At 61.4% G+C, this 17,858-nt stretch carries 13 protein-coding genes and 2 riboswitches; of the genes, 5 read left to right on the top strand and 8 right to left on the bottom strand.

Going from position 1 to position 17,858, the window contains the following annotated elements; translation table 11 throughout:
* The first annotated feature begins 77 nt into the window (after positions 1-77).
* Positions 78-1,301: an NADH:flavin oxidoreductase/NADH oxidase family protein gene (locus tag ACIPZE_RS00920; RefSeq protein ID WP_400770617.1), complete on the top strand. Its 1,224-nt coding sequence runs from the start codon at positions 78-80 to the stop codon at positions 1,299-1,301.
* Here ACIPZE_RS00920 and ACIPZE_RS00915 read toward each other — a convergent pair.
* From ACIPZE_RS00915 to cobW, 5 genes are all read right to left on the bottom strand, one after another.
* On the bottom strand, positions 1,298-2,944 hold the full coding sequence (locus ACIPZE_RS00915) for a phospholipase D-like domain-containing protein (RefSeq protein ID WP_400770615.1): 1,647 nt from the start codon (positions 2,942-2,944) through the stop codon (positions 1,298-1,300). The two genes, ACIPZE_RS00920 and ACIPZE_RS00915, sit on opposite strands and share 4 nt — an antisense overlap.
* A 153-nt stretch (positions 2,945-3,097) precedes the next feature.
* On the bottom strand, positions 3,098-3,838 hold the full coding sequence (locus ACIPZE_RS00910; protein WP_400770613.1) for a VWA domain-containing protein: 741 nt from the start codon (positions 3,836-3,838) through the stop codon (positions 3,098-3,100).
* Positions 3,763-4,764, bottom strand: coding sequence for an ATP-binding protein (locus ACIPZE_RS00905; protein ID WP_400770611.1), 1,002 nt, complete (start codon positions 4,762-4,764; stop codon positions 3,763-3,765). The genes ACIPZE_RS00910 and ACIPZE_RS00905 overlap by 76 nt, the downstream gene beginning before the upstream one ends.
* A 145-nt stretch (positions 4,765-4,909) precedes the next feature.
* Entirely contained in the window at positions 4,910-8,758 is a 3,849-nt protein-coding gene (cobN, locus tag ACIPZE_RS00900; protein ID WP_400770609.1) for a cobaltochelatase subunit CobN, read from the bottom strand.
* A 3-nt stretch (positions 8,759-8,761) separates the two neighbouring features.
* Positions 8,762-9,835: a cobalamin biosynthesis protein CobW gene (gene cobW / locus ACIPZE_RS00895; RefSeq protein ID WP_400770607.1), complete on the bottom strand. Its 1,074-nt coding sequence runs from the start codon at positions 9,833-9,835 to the stop codon at positions 8,762-8,764.
* Positions 9,836-9,933: 98 nt separating this feature from the next.
* Positions 9,934-10,146: riboswitch (cobalamin riboswitch) on the bottom strand.
* An 889-nt stretch (positions 10,147-11,035) separates the two neighbouring features.
* Positions 11,036-11,258, top strand: a riboswitch (cobalamin riboswitch).
* A 122-nt stretch (positions 11,259-11,380) separates the two neighbouring features.
* On the opposite strand from cobW, the gene ACIPZE_RS00890 reads away from it, so the two are divergent.
* The 4 genes from ACIPZE_RS00890 to cobM all read left to right on the top strand — a co-directional run bounded on the left by ACIPZE_RS00890 (position 11,381) and on the right by cobM (position 13,526).
* Positions 11,381-11,578, top strand: a complete 198-nt coding sequence (locus ACIPZE_RS00890) for a CbtB domain-containing protein (RefSeq protein WP_093430890.1) — start codon at positions 11,381-11,383, stop codon at positions 11,576-11,578.
* Positions 11,579-11,589: 11 nt separating this feature from the next.
* Positions 11,590-12,288 (top strand): CbtA family protein, encoded by a 699-nt coding sequence (locus ACIPZE_RS00885; RefSeq protein WP_397482822.1) that lies wholly within the window; start codon positions 11,590-11,592, stop codon positions 12,286-12,288.
* The gene (locus ACIPZE_RS00880) at positions 12,285-12,698 is read left to right on the top strand and encodes a cobalamin biosynthesis protein (RefSeq protein ID WP_400770604.1); all 414 of its coding nucleotides are present in this window, start codon (positions 12,285-12,287) and stop codon (positions 12,696-12,698) included. Before ACIPZE_RS00885 ends, ACIPZE_RS00880 begins: the two co-directional genes overlap by 4 nt.
* Before the next feature lie 81 nt (positions 12,699-12,779).
* Positions 12,780-13,526: a precorrin-4 C(11)-methyltransferase gene (gene cobM, locus ACIPZE_RS00875; RefSeq protein ID WP_283436336.1), complete on the top strand. Its 747-nt coding sequence runs from the start codon at positions 12,780-12,782 to the stop codon at positions 13,524-13,526.
* Positions 13,527-13,696: 170 nt separating this feature from the next.
* Here the strand turns inward: cobM and nfuA are convergent, their stop codons facing one another.
* The 3 genes from nfuA to ACIPZE_RS00860 form a co-directional block, all read right to left on the bottom strand.
* The gene (gene nfuA, locus ACIPZE_RS00870) at positions 13,697-14,281 is read right to left on the bottom strand and encodes a Fe-S biogenesis protein NfuA (protein WP_007912592.1); all 585 of its coding nucleotides are present in this window, start codon (positions 14,279-14,281) and stop codon (positions 13,697-13,699) included.
* Between the two features lie 57 nt (positions 14,282-14,338).
* Complete coding sequence (locus tag ACIPZE_RS00865) at positions 14,339-15,361, bottom strand: acyltransferase family protein (protein WP_400770602.1); 1,023 nt, start codon at positions 15,359-15,361, stop codon at positions 14,339-14,341.
* A 170-nt stretch (positions 15,362-15,531) separates the two neighbouring features.
* The gene (locus ACIPZE_RS00860; protein WP_283436334.1) at positions 15,532-17,826 is read right to left on the bottom strand and encodes a fatty acid cis/trans isomerase; all 2,295 of its coding nucleotides are present in this window, start codon (positions 17,824-17,826) and stop codon (positions 15,532-15,534) included.
* Positions 17,827-17,858: the final 32 nt, after the last annotated feature.

The following is a 17,858-nucleotide window of genomic DNA, read 5'->3' as shown; positions in this document are numbered from 1 at the left end:
TGCAACCCCGTTTGCCCGCTTGACATTAAAGTTAACTTTAAGCTTAGCCTCGCTCCATTACTGATGAGGAGTCAAGCATGTCGCCCTTTCAAATACTCAATCTGCCCAACGGTCAGTCGCTCGATAACCGTATCGCCAAAGCGGCCATGGAAGAAAACCTTGCCGACCGCGAACAGGCGCCTTCTGGCGAACTATTCCGCTTGTATCAAGCCTGGGCTGAAGGCGGCGCCGGGCTGTTGCTGACCGGCAACGTGATGATTGATCGACGCGCCATGACCGGCCCCGGTGGCGTAGTGCTCGAAGACGAACGCCACCTGCAGCAATTCCGCCAGTGGGCCAGCATCGGTCGCAGTGGCGGCGCGCACTTTTGGGTGCAGCTCAACCACCCGGGGCGGCAGACCATGGCCAACCTTGGACAGCAAGCGTTGGCACCGTCGGCGGTTGCGCTGGACCTGGGCAAGTTCTCGAAGATGTTTGCCGAGCCCAAACCGATGAGCGAAAGCGACATCGAAGAAGTCATTCAGCGCTTTGCCAACAGTGCGGCGCTCGCCGAGAAAGCCGGTTTTACCGGGGTGCAGATTCACGCTGCGCATGGCTATCTGCTCAGTCAGTTTTTGTCTCCGTTGACCAATCGGCGTACCGACCGCTGGGGCGGCTCGCTGGAAAACCGTGCGCGCCTGCTGCTGTCGGTGATCGAGGCGGTGCGCCAGGCGGTTTCGCCGCAGTTTTGCGTGGCGGTGAAGCTCAATTCGGCGGACTTCCAGCGCGGCGGTTTCGACACCGACGATGCGCGCCAGGTGATCGAATGGCTCAACCAATACCCGATCGACCTGCTCGAACTCTCCGGCGGCAGCTATGAGGCACCGGCGATGCAGGGCGAGGCCCGCGACGGGCGGACGCTGGCGCGTGAAGCGTACTTTCTGGAAATGGCCGGCGAACTGGCCAGTGTCGCGCGCATGCCGGTAATGGTCACTGGCGGCATTCGTCGTCTCGCCGTGGTCGAACAAGTGCTCGACAGCGGCATCGCCATGGCCGGGATCGCCACCGCGCTGACCCTTGAACCGCATCTGGTCAAACACTGGCGCGAAGGCCTGGAACGCAATCCACAACTGCCGCCGATTCGCTGGAAACGCAAGGCGCTGGCGTCTTTGGCGAACATGGCGGTGGTGCGTTTTCAGATCGATCGTCTCAGCCGCGGTCGCCAGCCGCAGCCAAGAGTGTCGGCGCTTTGGGCGTTGATACGGGACCAGTTATATCTAGGTCGACGAGCGCGGCAGTATCGCCAGGCGATGGGTGTTTAACGTCCGGCAAAACGCAAACGAGACAACTGTCGCAAATCCCCGTCAACGTAATAATCGTGAGTCCAACTGTCATCCACGGCCAACGGCTGCACCTGCTTCAACGCCAGCTTCTTCGCGAAATAGCGAAAGCGGTAGTGCTCGTAGAAGCGCAGCAACTCCAAGCCATAGCGGTCGGCCAGATCGGTATCACCGCGAATGATCAGGTAGTTCTCGTCGTTGCCGTTGCTGGCCGAGGTGCTGAGGTTGTGACTGCCGCTGATGATAGTGGGCGCGTCGGTGGTGAAGTCGGTGACCACCGCTTTGGTGTGCACCAGCAGATTGCCTTTCTGGCCTTTCATGTTCTCGCGCAGCCAGCCTTCCAGACCGGTGTTGAGCAGCGCGGTGGCGGCAAATTCGGCGCTGCGATCGGCGTGGTATCCGGTGATGCGGCTGGCAGTGTTTTGCAGGCCGAAACGCAGGATGTCGTCGTGCGGCTGGCCGAGCAGCGCGTTGAGAATGGCGTCGGGCAGGCTGAATGCGGTGACAAACAACACGTCTTTTTTAGCAGCCTCGATGATCTCGACGAACTCGCGCAAATCCGCGCCGCCGCTGCGTGGCGAGAAGCCGGCGAACAGTGTTTGGGTCGGATCCATCGGGTTGTGTTCGCTGATCCAGGCGCGAGTTGCGCCGACGTCGGCCGGCGTCGCCCAGATTTCTTCAAAGGTTTGCAGATAGCGGCTGCTGACCGCGCCATCATCGAGAACGTGCACGACGTTGGCCTGCCGGTAAACACCGTTGGCAGTGAAGTTGGTACTGCCACACAACACTGCTAGCGGCTGACGCTGGCCAGCCGTATCGAGGCGGCTGAGAACAATAAACTTGTTGTGAAAAATGTTGTGGGTAACACGCCCGCACTTGCTGGCGGTCGGCAGTTTGGCCAGGCTCGCCTGATTGATGGCGGTGTCTTCGTCATCCGCTCGCGCGTGATACAGCACCCGAACCTTGACCCCGCGCTCGAACGCCGCGTTGACCGCATCGACAATCGCCTGCAACTGATACTCGTAGATCGCGATATCCAGCGCCCACTGGCCGTCGACCGCACGCTCGATAAACCCCAGCAATCGCCCGAGCAGACCGTTTTCCAGCCATTGCCGTGCAGCATCGGGCCAGGCCTCGATGGGCATGTTCTTGTTGGCGCTGATCTGCGCGTCGAGGTCGGGAAACTTGCGCTGAAAGGCCTGACTGGCGGCCACGGCGCGATTGAAAATCACGCTTTGATGGGTCGGATGTCCGTCGTCAGAGGTGATGGTCAGTTGCAGTGATTCGCCCAACTCCGGCGCGTCGGCGGTGCCGTAGGCCAAATGAACACGGTATTGAAGGGTCATCCCCGGATTGACCGCGTAATCGGCCCAACGGAATTTCTGCAGCGGCGCCTTATCGCTCGGCGTGGCGTGGAATTGCGCGAAGGTGTGAGCTTTGCCGGGAAAGGTCAGGCTGTTGAAGAGGAACAGCCAGGGTTTGTCGCCCTGCTGCTTTTCGATGGCAAACCCGAGCAGGCCTTTGCGCCGCGATGCGGCAAGATCGATGGCGAGCAGCACGCCGTTGGTGCCGGCGTAGGCCTTGACGCGGAAATCGTCTTGAGGGTTTTTGACCAGGATGCGCATCGCTCACTCCTTGTGATTGGGCTGCGCAACAGCATAGTGCAGTGCTGCGGATTATCTTGTGCGGTATCCGCACCGAGTCGATGCCATCGCGGGCAAGCCACGCTTCCGCAGGTTTGCGGGTGCAGGAGAAGGCTAGCCCGCGATGAGGTCCGATCAGACCACAGCGACATCATCGATGTGCCGATACTGCAGATCCAGCGCGCTGGCCAACTCCCGCGCCCGCCCCAGCCGAATCGGCCCGCGTTCGATGTCGATCAACAGCCCTGGGCATTCCAGCCACGGCGATCCAGACAAATCCTTCAAACGCCCATCCGTCACCAGCAGCATGCGCTGCTGCTCGGCCGGAAAACGTTTACGCCGCAACGCCAGCCATTGCTGCGCCTGCTCTAGCGCCGCGAGCAACGGCGTGCCGCCGCCCGCTCCTAACGCATCGAGCCAGACGCGCAAACCGCTGGACGCTTTCAAACCTTGCACCTGCCATTGCGGCGTCGTCCCGCTGGCGGTCAACAATGCCAGACGTGCACGCTGTCGATAGGCGTCATCGAACAATTGCGCGAGCAGGCCTTTGGCATCGCTGAGGGCTTGATGCCGGCGAGTCGACGCCGAGGCATCGACGATCACCAGCCACAGTTCATGCGGCGAACGTGTGCGTTGCTGGAACAACAGGTCGGCGCGGGTCCGAGGGCGACCGTTGAGCAAAGTACCCGCCCAGTTCAGCGCGCCGTTGCGGGCAGCATGACGCTTGCCTTGGCGGCCATGATCGAGTTTTCCGGCGCGGGGTCTGGCATTCGCCCCCGCGTCGGATCGGGGGCGAATGCCTAGGGCTTTTTTGGCCAGACCGGCACTTCGCGGCGGGCGCCGGTGGTGAGTGCCGGCGCGGGCATGTCGCCCCACTGGCCCTGCCCTTCGCTCGGGCTGGCCTGAGTGTTGGCCGGCGCTTGCGCAGGCGGCTGAGGACTGCCGGCCGGCTGCTCGCGGCGCCGATGCCGCAGGGCAAATTCGGCTACCGCGTCGATGTCTTCCGCGCCAATCACCTCGGCGCCGCGCCAGGCGGCATGCGCGCGAGCCGCACGCAGCCAGACCAGATCGGCACGCAAACCGTCGACCCCGGCAGCAAAGCAGCGCTCAGTGATTTGCGCAAGCGCGGCATCGTCCAGCGGAATGTTGGCCAAGGCAATGCGCGCGTTTTCACAACGTTCGCGCAGGGCGTGCTGCTGCGTGCCCCATTGCGCACAGAAAGCTTGCGGATCGCTGTCGAAATCCAGTCGACGACGGATGATCTGCCCGCGCTCGGTTGGCACAGTGTTGCCGCTGAGGGCGACGTTCAAACCAAATCGATCGAGCAACTGCGGACGCAATTCGCCCTCTTCCGGGTTCATCGTGCCGATCAGGACGAACTTCGCCGAATGGCGATGGGAAATGCCGTCGCGCTCGATCAGGTTGGTGCCGCTGGCGGCGACATCGAGCAGCAGATCCACCAGGTGATCGGGCAGCAAATTGACCTCGTCGACGTAGAGCACGCCGCCGTCGGCCTTGGCCAACACCCCAGGCGAGAACTGCGCACGTCCCTCGCTCAGCGCCGCATCGAGGTCGAGGGTGCCGACCAGACGTTCTTCGGTCGCGCCCAATGGCAACGTGACGAATTGGCCGCTGGCGAGCAGATCCGCCAAACCTCGGGCCAGCGTGGATTTGGCCATACCGCGCGGGCCTTCGATCAGCACGCCGCCAATTTTCGGGTCGATGGCGGTCAGGCACAGGGCGAGTTTAAGGTCATCGGCGCCGACCACGGCGGAAAGCGGGAAATGCGGGGTGTCGGTCATTTGCAATACTCAATCATGGTCGGTGAAATACTTTCAAACGGTGGAAGCGAGCTTGCTCGCGAAAACGGTGTGTCATTCAACGCAATGGGTGCCTGATACGACGCTTTCGCGAGCAAGCCCGCTGCCACATTTGGAGTGGGTTGTGTCAGCTGTCTTCTTCTATGTCCAGCAGGAGGTTTTCCAGTGCCTCTTTATAGGCGCCCGGTTCCTGCCACATGCCGCGTTGCTGTGCTTCGAGCATGCGCTCGGTCATGTCGCGCAAGGCATGCGGGTTATGTTCGCGGACAAACTCGCGCGTCGCCGGGTCGAGCAGGTACGCATCGGCAAGCAGCGCGTATTGATGATCGTCGATCAACTGCGTGGTCGCATCGAATGCGAACAGGTTATCGACCGTCGCCGCCAACTCGAATGCGCCTTTATAGCCGTGGCGTTTGACCCCGTCGATCCATTTCGGATTCGCCGCCCGCGAGCGGATCACCCGATTCAGCTCTTCTTTGAGCGTGCGAATCCTTGGCAGATCAGGCTGGCTGTGATCGCCGTGATAACTGGCGGCGGCCTCTCCACGCAGGCTTTCCACGGCGGCGAGCATGCCGCCCTGGAATTGGTAATAGTCGTTGGAATCGAGCAAGTCGTGTTCGCGATTGTCCTGATTCTGCAGAACGGCCTGCACCTGACTCAGGCGCTGGACGAATTGCTCGCGGGCGGCGGTGCCCTCGTCGGCACCGCCATAGGCGTAGGCGCCCCAGTTCAGATACACCTCAGCGAGGTCTTCGCGGGTTTGCCACAGACGTCCATCAATCGCGCCCTGCACGCCCGCGCCGTAAGCACCGGGTTTGGCGCCGAAGATCCGCCAGCCGGCCTGACGCCGCGCGGTGTCTTCGTCGAGGCCCGATTGCAACAGCGCCTCGCGCTCGGCGCGCACTTTGGCGGCGAGCGGATTGAGATCGTCCGGCTCGTCCAGCGCGGCGACCGCTTGCACGGCGGCATCGAACAGGCGAATCAGGTTGGCGAAGGCATCGCGGAAGAATCCCGAGACTCGCAGCGTGACATCGACGCGCGGACGGTCGAGCAGACTCAGCGGCAGAATCTCGAAATCATCGACACGCTGACTGCCCGTCGCCCACACCGGGCGCACGCCCATCAGGGCCATGGCCTGCGCAATATCGTCGCCGCCGGTGCGCATGGTCGCCGTGCCCCAGACGGACAGCCCGAGCTGGCGCAGGTGATCGCCGTGATCCTGCAAATGCCGCTCAAGAATCAGCGTCGCCGACTGGAAACCGATGCGCCAGGCGGTGGTGGTCGGCAGATTGCGCACGTCCACCGAGTAGAAATTGCGCCCGGTCGGCAGCACGTCGAGGCGACCGCGACTGGGTGCGCCACTGGGGCCGGCGGGGACGAAACGGCCGCTGAGGGCATCGAGCAAACCGCGCATTTCCGCTGGGCCGCAGGCGTCCAGGCGTGGAGCGACGACGTCGCGCAGATTGTCGATGATCGCATTGACCTCCGCCCACTGCGGTCCTTGTAGGAGTGAGCCTGCTCGCGATGGCAGTGTGTCAGTTAAATCAATGTTGGCTGACTTTCCGCTATCGCGAGCAGGCTCACTCCTACAAGGGGATTGCAATGACTGGGAGATCAGTTCGGTGGCGAACAGTTCGAGGCGTTCGCGGGTGTCGCCGGCGGTGCGCCAGGCTTCCTCGCTTTGCGATTGCAGTGCAACCGGGCGCGGGCCAGTCCAGGGTTCGGCCAGCACGCAGTCAAGCGGATCGAAGCCGAGTGCGAACGCTTTGGCCAAGGCTCGCAGCAAACTCGATTGCGCGCCTTTGCCGTCACCACGCGGAATGCGTAGCAGCGCCAGCAAGGTATCAATGCGCAAGCGCCCGGTTGGCGATTCACCGAAGATGTGCAAACCATCGCGAATCTGCGATTCCTTCAGATCACACAGATACGTATCCAGACGCGGCAGCCAGATCGCCGCATCGGCGTCACTGTCCAGGCCGGCATCGAGTTGCAGTTCACGGTCGATCTGCGTGTCTCGCACCAATTGCAGAATATCGCGCTGTAACTCGCGGGCACGACGCGGATCGAGCAGTTGCGCTTCGTAATATTCGTCGGCGAGCAATTCCAGATTACGCAGCGGGCCGTAGGTCTCGGCGCGGGTCAGCGGCGGCATCAAGTGATCGATGATCACCGCTTGCGTACGTCGCTTGGCTTGAGCGCCCTCGCCCGGGTCGTTGACGATAAACGGATAGATGTTCGGCAGCGGCCCGAGCAGCGCGTCCGGCCAGCAATTCTCCGACAGTCCGACGCCTTTACCCGGCAGCCACTCGAGGTTGCCGTGCTTGCCGACATGGATCACGCCATGGGCGCCGTAGGTGTTGCGCAACCAGAAATAAAACGCCAGATAAGCGTGCGGCGGCACCAGATCCGGGTCGTGATAGACCGCGCTCGGATCCACCTGATAACCGCGCGCAGGCTGGATCCCGACGAAAGTCAGACCGAATCGCAGCCCGGCGATCATCATTCGCCCATCGCGAAACATCGGGTCGTTTTGCGGCGCGCCCCAACGCTCGAACACGGCGTCACGATTGGCTGGCGGCAGTGCATTGAACATCGTCAGGTAATCGTCCATTGCCAAGCTTTGCTGACACGGGCGGAGGTCTATTGTGTCGAGGTCATTGCTGACGCCACCGAGTAATTGCTCGATCAACGCGGTGCCGCTGTCCGGCAGTTCGGCCGGTAACGGATAACCCTGTTGCTGCAAGGCCCGCAGGATATTCAACGCCGCCGCCGGCGTATCGAGGCCGACGCCGTTGCCGATACGTCCGTCGCGGGTCGGGTAGTTGGCGAGGATCAGCGCGATACGCTTTTCAGCGTTCGGCACCCGTGCCAGTTCGATCCAGCGCCGCGCCAGTTCGGCGACGAAGTCCATGCGCTCGGGTTGCGCGCGATAGCAGACCACATCGGACTGACTGCGCTCGCTGCGCCAGGCCAGATCCTTGAAGCTGATCGGCCGGCTGATGATGCGCCCGTCAAGTTCCGGCAAGGCAATGTGCATCGCCAGATCGCGTGGACCGAGGCCCTGTTCGCTCGCGCGCCAGCCGGGTTCGTTGTCCTGCGCGCAAATCGCCTGAATCACCGGAATATTGCGGCGAAACGGCCGCAGATGCGGTGCTTCCGGGCTGGATTGGGCGAAACCGGTGGTGTTGAGAATGACCCCGGCCTCGACTTCGTCCAGCCAGTCCTCGACCACCGCCAGGCAGCCGGGCTCTTTCAGGCTGGCCACGGCGATTGGCAACGGGTTAAGCCCCGCCGCCTGCAAGCGCAGGCAGAAAACATCGATGAATGCGGTGTTCGCCGCTTGCAGGTGGGAGCGGTAAAACAACACCGCCGCGAGCGGATTTTCGGGCAGCCATTCGGCTTGCCAGTCACTCAGTGCAGCGGAGGTTTTGTTCGGGTGATAAATCGCGGTGCGTGGCAGGGTTTGCGGCTCGTCCCACGGGTAATCACGCGCGAGCCAGCGGCTGGCCAGACAGCGGAAAAAATCCAGCGCGTTGGCCATGCCGCCCTGACGCAAAAACTGCCAGAGCCGGTCGCGATCCTCGGCGTTGACGGTGCTCAAGTCGCTGAGCTCCGGATCGGGACGGTCATCGCCCGGCACCAGAATCACCTGCACACCGCGCTCGGCCAACTCGACCAGACGCTCGACGCCGTAACGCCAATAAGCAATGCCGCCGTGCAGCGAAATCAAAATCACCTTGGCGTGGCGCAGCACTTCGTCGACGTACAGGTCGACCGACGCGTGATTCTGCACCTGCATCGGATTGGCCAGACGCAGGCTCGGGTAATCCTCGGGCAATTGCTGCGCGGCTTCGGCGAGCAGCGCCAGGCTGGAATCGCCGCTGCACAGGATCACCAGCTCGGCGGGGGTTTGTCCAAGGTCGGCAATGTTGTCATCCGAGACGAATCCGCCGGGCTGGGTCCTGAGCAGGTGCATGGCTTAAACGCTGAGCGCGGCGCGCAGTTGCGCTTCGAGTTGCACCGCGTCGAGCTCCTGACCGATCAACACCAGACGCGTGACGCGCGCTTCATCGGCGCCCCACTGACGGTCGAAATGTTTGTCGAATCGCGTGCCGACACCCTGGATCAGCAAGCGCATTGGCTTGTTCGGAATGGCTGCGAAGCCTTTGACACGCAGGATGCCGTGCTTGACCACCAGTTGTGTCAGGGCGTCGAGCAGCAGGCTTTCGTCGGCTTGCGGCAGTTCGATGGAGATCGAATCGAAGGCGTCGTGATCGTGGTCATCGTGGTCGTCATCGCCTTCACCATGGTGGTGATCGTGATGGCTGTGGCGGCTGTCGATGTGCTCTTCGGAACCGGCGCCGAGGCCGATCAGCACGTCGAGTGGCAGACGACCGTTGCTGGCTTCGATGATTTTCACCGCTGGCGGCAGCTCTTCGGCGACTTCTGCGCGCACGCGAGCGAGGTCTTCCGGGCTGGTCTGGTCGGCCTTGTTGAGGATCACCAGGTCGGCGCTGGCCAGTTGGTCGGCGAACAGTTCGTGCAGCGGCGACTCGTGATCGAGGTTCGGGTCAAGTTTGCGCTGGGCATCGACCTGATCCGGGAACGCGGCGAAGGTGCCAGCGGCCACGGCCGGGCTGTCGACCACGGTAATCACTGCGTCAACGGTGCAGGCGCTGCGGATTTCCGGCCACTGGAAGGCTTGCACCAGAGGTTTTGGCAGGGCCAGGCCCGAGGTTTCGATGAGGATGTGGTCTAGGTCGCCGCGACGCGCGACCAATTCGCGCATCACCGGGAAGAATTCTTCCTGAACGGTGCAGCACAGGCAGCCGTTGGCCAGTTCATAAACGCGGCCAACCGCTTCTTCTTCGGTGCAACCGATGGAGCATTGCTTGAGGATTTCACCGTCGATGCCCAACTCGCCAAACTCGTTGACGATCACCGCGATGCGACGCCCCTGAGCGTTGTCGAGCATGTGCCGCAGCAGCGTGGTTTTGCCCGAGCCGAGGAAGCCGGTAACGATAGTGACGGGGAGTTTGGCCAGTGTTTTCATCGGTATGCCCTTTGGCAAGCGGCGGGCATACGGGACGAGAACCGGCAACGCGCGTGCGTGCCCGGAGAGTTCGCCACCGGATCACCCCGCCCGGTTGAATTGAGAATCTGTGACGAGGCAGGTCTCCTGGCTGACGGCGTTCAGGCGCGGGGCCTGGCGTTTGCTGCGCCTTCCCGCGGGCTCATCGATTGAGCTGGCAGTGGCGTGGCAGCGAACATCGCCGTTCACAGTTGCGGGGGCAGCCGCGGCATTGACCGCGTTCCCTTCTTAGCTTCGACAGGTGTCAAAGAACCTCGAAAGCGCAAGGCTACGCATGGCTTGCTTATGGGTCAATGTTTGGGTTTTTTTGGATTGGGAGCATATCCGTTGCTGCGGGTGCGGCCGCTGGCGGTTTCGCTCTTACAGCGAGTCACCTTTTCCAAACGCCGAAAAGGTAACCCAAAAGGCTTTGCCCCGGCGTACGGCACTTCGCTGAGGCTCAGTGTTCCCTCGCTACGGTGTCCATCCGGGGGCATCGCCTACGGTTTGCTTCGCTGCACCTCCTCTCGATGTGTTCGACTTCGTCGAACGGCGCTGCGCGCCTATCCCCCCGGATGAACACCTCCGCTCGGCCTGCCGAAGGGGCAAAAAAGCCAGATCAAAAGCCAGATCAAGAGCCCCTCACCCTAGCCCTCTCCCGGAGGGAGAGGGGACTGACCGAGGTGATTGCGAGAGATACGCCGACGTGCGATACCGCGTTGAGCTCAGATTCTGAAAAGCCCACAAATCGGCTCCCTCTCCCTCGGGAGAGGGCTGGGGTGAGGGGCAGCAACAACGCAAATCAAAAGCCGAACACCCGCGCTCCTCACCACTCGATAGGCCGAGTGTCAGCTCGCCTGCTTTTGATCTTGATCCACGAGCGACGTCGGAAGGCTGAGTGGAGGGATTGATCCGGGGCGGGAGCGCAGCGACCGTTTGGCGCAGCCAAACACAGCGAGAGGAGGTGCAGCGAAGCAAACCGTAGGCGATGAACCCCGGATCAATCCCGGAGCGAAGGAACCCGAGCCTTAGCGAGGGCCGAACGTCAGGGCAAAGCCTTTTCGGTTACCTTTTCGGCGTTTGGAAAAGGTGACTCGCCGTAAGGGCGAAACCCTAAGCCGCCGTTACCGCAGCAACGGATATGCCCCCCATCCAATTGACTCAAATCCCCCCTCATGCTCTCCTACACAACTTGTTACGGGTGCCCTTCACAGGGTGAAACGGGAAACCGGTGAATCATGTGCTTTACTCAAGCCCATGTCAGTCCGGTGCTGCCCCCGCAACGGTAAGCGAGCGAAGCGTCAAAACCACTGTGCCCGTGCGGCATGGGAAGGTGACGCTTGCAGGTCGGCCTGACGCCAACCCCTCGTGAGCCCGGAGACCGGCCCGCAACACACAGCCCGCATTTGTGCGGTGCTGAACATAACAAACCCGCGGTGGGCGGGCGCTGTTCGAACCTCTGCGAGCCTGACCCGCAGGGGTTTTCATGCGCTCTATTCACCCGCTGACACTCCAGAGGGAAGCGCCATGTCGATCATCAGCAGCACCGGCAGCAACACGGACAAAATCGCCAGCACCACCACCCTGAGCCAACGCCTCACCGCCGCGATCTTCGCGTCGATTCTCGGCGCCAGCCTGGTCTACTTCGCCGGTTTCTCGCACATCGAAGCGGTACACAACGCCGCCCACGATACCCGCCACAGCGCCGCGTTCCCGTGCCACTGAGACCTGCCGACATGATCAAGCGTATTGCGCAAACCGCAGGTTTCACCGGCCTGCTGGCCGCCCTGCTCCTCACCCTGCTGCAAAGCTTTTGGGTTTCGCCGCTGATTCTGCAGGCGGAAACCTTTGAGAAGTCCGAGCCGGTGGCGGTTCACGAACACGCCGCTGGCGTAGCTGCGCACACCCACGATGCCGAAGCCTGGGAGCCGGAAGACGGCTGGCAGCGCGTGGTTTCGACCACCGGCGGCAATCTGGTGGTTGCGGTCGGTTTCGCCCTGATGCTCGCGGGTCTGTACACCCTGCGCGCGCCAACCAAAACCTCGCAAGGCCTGCTCTGGGGTCTGGCCGGTTATGCCACTTTCGTCCTCGCGCCGACGTTGGGTCTGCCGCCTGAATTGCCGGGCACCGCTGCCGCTGATCTGGCATCGCGCCAGATGTGGTGGATCGGCACTGCCGCGTCTACGGCTGTCGGCCTGTCGCTGATCGTGTTCAGTCGTCACTGGCTGATGAAAATCCTCGGCGTGGCCATTCTGGCCGTGCCGCACGTGATCGGCGCTCCGCAGCCGGAAGTCCATTCGATGCTCGCTCCCGAAGCATTGGAAGCACAGTTCAAAATCGCTTCGCAGTTGACCAACGTGGCGTTCTGGCTGGCCTTGGGCCTGATCAGTGCCTGGTTGTTCCGCCGCAAAAGCGATGGTCAATACCACGCATGACGACTGCCAGCGCAGCGCCGACCCTGGTGGTCGGCCTGGGCTGCCAGCGCGGCTGCCCCGCCAGCACGCTGCGCGCGTTGCTTGACCAGGCGTTGCAAGCCCATCGCATTGAACTGCAAGCGGTCAAAGCCTTGGCCAGTATCGACTTGAAACGCGATGAGCCGGGTTTGCAGGAGCTCGCTGCACAACTGGCGCTACCGCTGCTGTACTTCAGCAGTGCAGAACTGGCCAGTTATCAGCAGCAACTCAGCCACCATTCGCAAATCGCCTACGAGCGCACCGGTTGTTACGGTGTGGCAGAAAGCGCGGCGTTGGCACTCGCTGAACAGCTGATACAGGCGCCAGCAAAACTGCTGATTTCCCGGCAAAAATACGCTCAGGCCACGTTGGCATTGGCCGGTGCAGCGTAAAATCCCGATAATCTCCCCGTTTGATCATGAGCAATCTTCATCTGAAGCATTGCCCTGCCCCGTTTTTCACAGGATTTCTTCATGACCGTCTACTTCATCGGCGCCGGCCCCGGCGACCCGGAATTGATCACCGTCAAAGGCCAGCGTTTGATCCGCAGCTGCCCGGTGATCATCTATGCAGGCTCGCTGGTGCCAGCAGCGGTGCTGGACGGTCATCAGGCGGAAACGCTGGTCAATAGCGCCGAACTGCATCTGGAACAGATCATCGACCTGATCAAGTCTGCCCATGAAAAAGGCCAGGACGTGGCCCGGGTGCATTCCGGCGATCCGAGTCTGTATGGCGCGATTGGCGAGCAGATTCGCTATTTGCGCGAGCTGAGCATCCCGTTCGAAATCATTCCCGGGGTAACCGCGACGGCGGCGTGTGCGGCGTTACTGGGTGCCGAACTGACCCTCCCGGATGTTTCGCAAAGCGTGATCCTGACCCGCTATGCGGATAAAACCGCGATGCCGGCCGGCGAAGAACTCGCCAGCCTGGCGCAGCACGGCGCGACCATGGCGATTCATTTGGGCGTGAACCACCTGCAGAAGATTCTGGTAGAGCTGTTGCCGCATTACGGCGCGGATTGCCCGATTGCGGTGATTCACCGGGCGACATGGCCGGATCAGGATTGGGTGGTGGGGACACTGGCGGATATTGCCGGGAAGGTTGAAGCCAAAGGGTTTCGGCGTACGGCGTTGATTCTGGTTGGGCGCGTGCTGGGCAGTGAAGTGTTCAGCGAATCATCGTTGTATCGTGCCGGGCATGCGCACCTTTACAGGCCCTGAATTGAAACACGGAGCGTCCCGGGCTGCATTCCCACGCAGAGCGTGGGAACGATCAAAATTGCATACCAAAGGTGGGAGCGAGCCTGCTCGCGAAGGCGTCGGTACATTTCACCCATAAAAAAACGGCGCTCACGGGGCGCCGTTTTTCATGTCCGCAGTGAACACCTTACTCAGTAGTAGGCGTTTTCTTTCTGCGTGTGGTCGGTTACGTCGCGAACGCCCTTCAACTCCGGGATGCGCTCAAGCAACGTGCGCTCGATGCCTTCCTTCAGCGTGACGTCCGCCTGGCCGCAGCCCTGGCAACCGCCACCGAACTGCAGAACGGCGATGCCGTCTTCAACCACATCGATCAGGCTGACCTGACCGCCGTGGCTAGCGAGCCCCGGGTTGATTTCGGTTTGCAGGTAGTAGTTGATGCGCTCGTTGACCGGGCTGTCGGCGTTGACCATCGGTACTTTGGCGTTTGGCGCCTTGATGGTCAGTTGGCCGCCCATGCGGTCAGTGGCGTAATCGACAACGGCATCGTCGAGAAACGCTTCGCTGAAGTGATCGATATAGGCGGTGAAGCTTTTCAGCCCCAGCGCGGTGTCTTCAGGTTTTTCTTCGCCCGGCTTGCAGTAGGCAATGCAGGTTTCGGCGTACTGGGTGCCAGGCTGGGTGATGAAGACGCGGATGCCGATGCCCGGGGTGTTCTGCTTGGAGAGCAGATCAGCCAGGTAATCGTGGGCGGCGTCGGTAATGGTAATAGCGGTCATGGAAACTCCTCGCAGGCTTGGGCGCAGTTTACGCCAATCGTTGCGCCGGACAAAGTCCTAGTATTTTTGTCGGGAAAGATTCTCGTCGGGCGTGCCATCGACCCGCGCTTTGAGCCAGCGATAACTGCGCTTTTCCACCCATTCGTAGCTCAGCCACGAGCCAACGCCAATCGCCAGCGCACACACAACAAACATCAGATACGGGTTGATGGCGTAGCGCTGCGCAATGAACCCACCCGCTGACAGCACCAGAACGTGCATCAGATACACCGAATAGGAGCATTCACCGAGTAGTTTCAGCACCCGGCTGCGCTCGACATAACGCTCAAGTGAAATGCACGCCATTACCAGCACGGCGCTCGGCACGCCCCAGTTGAACAGCCTTGGTGCCGGTGCCAAGTGGTAGATCGTCAGCAGTGCCGCGACAATCGCCAGCAGCGGCAACCACAGGCCGGCGCCGATCCAGCCCCGGCGATAAAGCATGCCGATGCCGATCCCCAGCAAGAACTCGTAAACAATGTCCGATCGATAGAACTCGCTGATCCAGCCAAACCCGGTCCATGCTTGCGAAACGGCAAACAGCAACGCCGCAACCACCAACAGCCGCACCTGCAAGCGAAACAGCAGCGCCCAGGCAAATAGCACGTAGAAGAGCATTTCGAAATTGAGTGTCCAGCCGACATTCAGTGTCGGGTAGAACCCGTATCCGCCGGGATTCTCGGTGGGAATGAACAGTAATGACAGCAGCAGATGCGCCCAGTCCACAGTCTGGTCCGGCAGCAACGGCTGGGCAAACACCACCAGCAGCGCCATCAACAGCGTGTACAGCCAGTACGCCGGAACGATGCGAAACAATCGGTAGAGCAGAAACCGCGCCGGTGGCAGCGGCTTGTTCTCGGTGGAAAGGAAAATCACCAGGCCGCTGATGACGAAGAAAATATCGACGCCCACCGCACCTTTGTCGATAAACAGCTGGCCAATCGGCCCACGCGCCTCGAAGTCGAAGAAAATCTGCATGAAGTGGTGGCAGACCACCGTCCACGCCGCAAGCGCACGCAGGGCCTGCACTGAAATCAACATCGCCCGCTCTCCCGGTCTCGACTAACCCCTATAGGAGCTGCGGCACGCTGCGATCTTTTGATTGTTGGTTTTCAAGATCAAAAGATCGCAGCCTCGTTTCACTCGACAGCTCCTACACGGGGGATTTGTGTTGGTGCTGATAAATGGGACAGCGGGTGGGTGGCAAAAGATCAAAGATTCTCGTAGCGGTTCATGTCCAGCACGCCCTCTTCCACCGGGTCGGTTTCGTGCAGGTACTGGCTCAGGTCATGGAAATAGAACCAGAACTGCGGATGGCTGCGACGAATCCCCCAACGCTCGACGATTTTCTCGAAACGGTTGGCGTCCTTGGCGTTTTCCAGTGCATCGACGAACGCAGGCACCTGATCGGCCGGAATGTTGAACATGAAATTCGGGTAACTGCTGAGCACGCCCGGGTAAATGGTCAACGTGTCCAGCCCTGGCTGATAACGCAGCGATTCGCCGGTAAGAAACGCGACGTTGCTGTGCGCGCGGTTGCGCAACAGGCTGTACACCTCGCGTTTGCCATCGGCGGTCTCGATGCGCAGCATGGTCGCTTCCGGCAGTTGATCGATCACTTTCAGCCCCGCCGCCGGGCGCGAAGTCAGTCGGCTCAGCGCCTGCTCGGCGTTTTGCAGCGCCGGGGCGATATTCGGCCGCGAGCAATAGGCGCCAGCGCAGCGGTTGATCGGATCCGGTCGCGCATTGAGGTCGCCATAGCGCGACAACAGTTGCATGGCGAAGTCGTATTTCGGGTCTTTCTCGTCAAGCTTCAGCGCGCTCGGCTTGTCGTCGTCGATGGATTCGTAATCGAGCCACATCTTGAACTGGCCGCTGCTCTGGTACCAATCGTCGAGGTAATCCTCACGCGAATCGGCGGGCATCAGGCGCAGGAAGTTCTGCTCGGCACCGTTGCGGATCAGGTCGAAGTACAGGCGGGTCTGCGCCTGGTGGGAAACGTTGCCGAATACATCGAAGTTGACCGCCAACTGATAATACGTCCGCTCAAGCAACGGATAGTCGAACAGCCACATCGTCTGCGGCACTTCGCCGATCAAACCCTTGGTCACCGAAGCGCTGTCGAAGTGGCGGAAAATGCTCAGCAGCGCGTTGTCATTGCCGGCCCACAGCGTCGACCAACTCGGCGCCGGTTGATCGGCGTAACTGTCGCGACGCAGCGCTTCGTATTCATTACGTTTGTCGCGGTAGTTGTGCCACAGGGTCAGCACGCTGCCGACATCGTCGTTCTGCCCCGGCATCGCCAGCAACGGCGTGGCCTGGCCGCGATAGTTCGGGTCGGTGATGTACAGGTCGTGTTCCGGCGCCTGGAACAGCGCCCAGAAGTTGTCACGGATTACGTCAGTCGCGATCTGCCCACGGCATACTGGCCCGCGAATAAAGGTGCGGACGAAGTACTCGGCGTTATCGAGCATGAACTGATACCGCGCCTGCGCCGGGATCGCCTCGAAGGTGGCGAACGGGTTGGCGCGGCTATTCGGGCCATAACCCGGCAAGGCGTTGACCTGCCAATTACCGCTGTAAAACAGACTTTTGACCCGCGCCATCTTCGCCGCGCTCAGCGGATAGGTGATGTGGGTTTTATGTACGATCACCCCTTGCACCGGCCACAAGCGGTAATACACCTGCGTGCCCGGATCGTCATTCGGACGGCGGGTGGCGATCAGGTCGATCGGCTGGCCGCTTGGTGTACGCGACCGCACCCACTGGAAGAAATGCCCCGGCTCGCCGTCCTTGAAATAGATGTGCGCGAGGAACCAGTGTTCGTAAAGCCAGCGCCCGACCAGAGTGCCACGAGCGCCGGGCATGTTGAGCAGGTTTTCCCACTGGGCGATTTGCAGTGCTTCTTGCGCATTTGGCGCCAGGCCTTGCTCGTCAATCGGCGCGCCGGAGGCAAGCCAGCGTTGCAAAGTCTGATATTGCTGATCGGTCAGCCCGGTCACCGCCAGCGGCATGCCTTCTTTCGGATGGGCACCGGCATAGCCTTCAAACTCGGCCGGCAGCGCGCACATGTTTTCGCGGTTCAGACCCAGCACGATGTCTTCCGGCAACTTGGCGTTCGGCGTCAAAGGCGTCTTGTGCCCGAGTTCGAGCATGCGCGCCATCAGCGCCGCCTGACTGCCCTGCGCGTCGAGTACGGAATAGAAATCTTTTTGCTGCCAGGCACGTTTGCCGAAGGCGTCGTAGAACAGCCGGGTGGTCGGCGCCGCCTGCGTGCGCTCGCCGTCATACACCGGCATCTTGCTGGCGCCCCGGGCCGCGCCCTCGCCACTGCCCAGGTTGAGCTGGCAGGCGGAGTCATAGCACGCATGGCAGGCCACGCATTTCTCGGTAAAAATCGGCTGGATATCACGGCTATACGAAATGGCAGGAGAGATCACGGGCTCTTGCGCAACGGCGCCCCAGCTTAAAAACAGCAAGACAATGCTGACGACGCGGTACGACATGCCGGTGATCCCGATCCTGTAAAAAAACGCCA

Origin of the sequence: Pseudomonas sp. NPDC089741 (assembly GCF_044748825.1) — a bacterium.
Classification (GTDB): domain Bacteria; phylum Pseudomonadota; class Gammaproteobacteria; order Pseudomonadales; family Pseudomonadaceae; genus Aquipseudomonas; species Aquipseudomonas helmanticensis.
Note: the sequence above shows the minus strand (reverse complement) of the source record. Positions and strands in the feature narration are given on the sequence as shown.